Source organism: Paraburkholderia sp., from assembly GCF_036488505.1.
In the GTDB taxonomy this organism is placed as follows: Bacteria; Pseudomonadota; Gammaproteobacteria; order Burkholderiales; family Burkholderiaceae; genus Paraburkholderia.
In genome coordinates this window covers 1-3,280 of sequence record NZ_DASXHN010000102.1, presented here as the reverse complement: position 1 = coordinate 3,280, position 3,280 = coordinate 1, and the positions used below count along the sequence as shown (strand labels likewise).

Below are 3,280 nucleotides of genomic sequence, written 5' to 3'. Positions count from 1 at the left end.
GAGCGGAATACTCGCACCGAACTTGTACCGGTGGGCGATGACCGCCAGTACCCCCACCAGCGCCAGGACGGCCAGTTGCGGGATGATCGATTGAAGTACCGATCCGTTCCACACGAACAGCATGCGGAACCAGTTATGCGGGGGCCTGACGATCACTTCGCGCTCCGGTGTTTGGCGGTGTAAGACTATCGATCAATGGTGGACCGGAATGACCTTGCCGCGGAACAGGTGATACTGGTACAGGTTGTAGCCGATCATGACCGGCATCACGGTGCCGATGCCGATCAGCATGAAGATCAGCGTGCTGCTGTTCGATGCGGCAGACGCGATGCTCAACTGTCCCGGCACGATGTACGGGAAGAGGCTGACAGCGAGGCCCGCAAACGACGCGACGAACAGGACCATCGACGCGTTGAACGGGCCGTGCTCGCCACCCATATGCACCGAATAGAGCACGTAGCAGAAGGCCAGCGCCGCGACGATCGCGAGCGCGACGAGGACATGGAACACACTGGCTTGTGCCCAGCGCTCCGCGCCGATCGGGCTCAGCATCAGCGTGCCGATCGAGATGACGATGGCGGCGGCCACCGTTGTCACGACCGCGATCATCGAGTAGCGCCGTGCAGCCGCTTCCAGCCGGCCGGTGGTCTTCTTGACAAGCCAGGTGGCGCCGAGCAGCGCATAGCCCGACACGACGCCGATTGCGGTCATCGCGACGAATCCCGCGTGAAGGCCGCCCGGCAACATGCCGGTGATGACCTTGCCGAGAATCACACCCTGGCACGCCGCGGTAAGCAGGCTGCCGATGCCGAACACCCGGTCCCATATCGGCCGCGTGCCCGTCGCTGCGTGACGAAATTCGATCGCGGCGCCGCGCATGATCAGGCTCGCGATCAGCACCATCACAGGCACGTACAGGTCCGACAGCAACATCGCGTACGCAGCAGGGAATGCGCCGAAGAGCGCGCCGCCGAGCACGACGAGCCACGTTTCGTTGGCGTCCCAGACGTGCCCGATCGACTGGATCATCAGATTTCGGTCGGACTCCTTCGAACGGAACAAACTCAGGATGCCGACACCGAGGTCGAAGCCGTCGGTGATCACATAGAGCACGAGCATCAGCCCGATCAGGCCAAACCACGCATGGCTCAGCAAACTTTCAGCGGTGACTGGATTCATTTTGAATAACCTTTCTGGATGATCTTGAACGGAGGCGTCGTCGGCTCAGTGCTCGACCGTGGCCTGCGCGACGGGCTGACGTGACGGCAACGGCTCGGCCGGGGGCATGAGTGTGACGTCGGGTCCGTTCTTCAGCCAGCGGCGCGCGAAGTAGAAGAACGACGAGAGCAGGACCACGTAGAAGACGGCGAACATCATCATGCTGCCGGTAATCGCAATGGGAGGGATGGCGGAAGCCGCGTGTTCGGTGCGAAGCAAGCCGTACACGACCCATGGCTGGCGCCCGACTTCGCGGACGATCCAGCCGCATTCGACCGCGATATAAGGCAGCTGAATGGCCAGCACCCAGGCGAGCAGCAACTTGCGTTGCGCGAGCAGCGCATCGAGTCGGCCGCGTGCCCGGCGCAACGCGAATGCCGTCCAGAAAGCAAGGACCATGAAGAGGAAGCCGATGCCCGCCATCGCGCGGAACGTGTAGTAGAGGAGCGGCAGCATCGGCGGCTGGTCGACTACCGGGATGTCCGCGAGACCTTTGACCTGGCCGTGCAGGCTGTGCGTGCCGAGGACGCTCAGCAGGCCGGGGACTTCGATCGACCAGTCATTGCGTTGTTTCGCCTTGTCGGGCCATGCGAGCAGCGACCAGGAGGCGCCGGTGCCGGGGGCGTTGGTTTCCCAGTGGCCTTCGATCGCCGCGCCCTTGGCGGGCTGAGTTGCGAACACGTCGACGCCGCTCGAATCGCCGAGCCAGATCTGCACCGGCGCGACGAACACGAGCAACAGCAGCGCGAGCTTGAACGAACGCACGAAGAACTCGGGGTTGCGGCGCTTCAGCAGGTAGTAGGCGGAAAGGCCGGCGATAACCACGAGGCCGGTCTCAAGCGCGGCGAACCACATGTGCGACACGCCCCAGGCCATGTCAGGGCTGAAGATTGCCTTCACATAATCGGTTACGACGATCTTGCCGTCGACGACCGCGACGCCGGCTGGCGTCTGCATCCATGAGTTGGCCACCATGATCCAGAACGCTGAGATCGACGATCCCAGCGCGACCATCGAGGTGGCGAACAGATGCACCCCCTTCGGCACGCGTCCCCATCCGAGCATCATGATGCCGACGAAGCCCGCCTCGAGCATGAAGGCCATCGCGCCTTCAAAGCCGAGGATATTGCCGAAGAACTGGCCGGTGAACTGCGAAAACGGTCCCCAGTTGGTGCCGAACTGAAACTCCATCGGAATGCCGCTCACGACGCCGACGGCAAAATTCAAAACAAGCAGCTTGCTCCAGAAGCGAGCGTGGCGATACCACACAACCTCGCTCGTGCGCACCCAGAGAATTTCGACGACGAGCAGAAAGGCCGACAGACTGATCGTCAGAATCGGCCACAGGATATGGAAGATGGCGGTCATTGCGAACTGGCCGCGCGCGAGATGTAAGGCTTCGAGTGGCATATCGGGCACCAAGGGTAAAGTGAAAATCAGATGAGCGCGCCGCCCGGCGCGCTGCTCAATTCATGAGGCGGTGGGCTCACGCAGCGGCGCTTGCGGCTGGCGGCGCGGACCGATGCAGCAGCACCGGGACCGACTTCGAGGTCGGCGTGTTGCACACGTCGCCGACGCTCGAGAGCGGGACGAGCGGGTTCGTCTCGGGGTAGTACGAGCCGATGCAGCCACGCGGAATGTCGTACTCGACGAGCAGGAACGAGTCGGCCCGCCGTTCGATGCCGTCGTCCCACACGGTCGTCATGTCGACCCAATCGCCTGCTTTGAAGCCGAGCATTTCCAGGTCGCTGGGGTTCACGAACACGACACGGCGTTGCCCGAACACGCCGCGGTAGCGGTCGTCAAGCGCGTAGATCGTGGTGTTGTACTGGTCGTGCGAACGGGTCGTCATCAGCGTCATCACGCGTTCGCCGTGCAGCTTCTTCGCGCGGCGGATCGGGGTGTCCTCCTCGATCTGATGGACGACGAAGTTTGCCTTGCCGGTCGCTGTCTGCCAGTCGCGCTCGCGGGAGGCGACGCGCAGGTGAAAGCCGCCCGGATTCGCGATCCGTTCGTTGTAGTGTTCGAAGTCGTCGAGGACGCTCTCGATCGCGTCCCGCAC

Annotated in this window: 4 protein-coding genes; all 4 read right to left on the bottom strand. The window is 63.0% G+C overall.

Annotated features, from left to right (window positions below; translation table 11 throughout):
• Positions 1-156 (bottom strand): bestrophin family ion channel (locus VGH68_RS05790; protein ID WP_331602570.1); only part of this gene is annotated, 156 nt, incomplete at its 3' end.
• A gap of 36 nt (positions 157-192) precedes the next feature.
• A complete protein-coding gene (gene cydB / locus VGH68_RS05785) occupies positions 193-1,179 on the bottom strand; it encodes a cytochrome d ubiquinol oxidase subunit II (protein WP_331602569.1) in 987 nt (328 codons plus the stop codon).
• 45 nt (positions 1,180-1,224) lie between these two features.
• On the bottom strand, positions 1,225-2,628 hold the full coding sequence (locus VGH68_RS05780; RefSeq protein WP_331602568.1) for a cytochrome ubiquinol oxidase subunit I: 1,404 nt from the start codon (positions 2,626-2,628) through the stop codon (positions 1,225-1,227).
• Between the two features lie 76 nt (positions 2,629-2,704).
• Positions 2,705-3,280, bottom strand: a 576-nt coding sequence (locus VGH68_RS05775) for a molybdopterin dinucleotide binding domain-containing protein (protein WP_331602567.1), incomplete at its 5' end; no start/stop codon positions are given.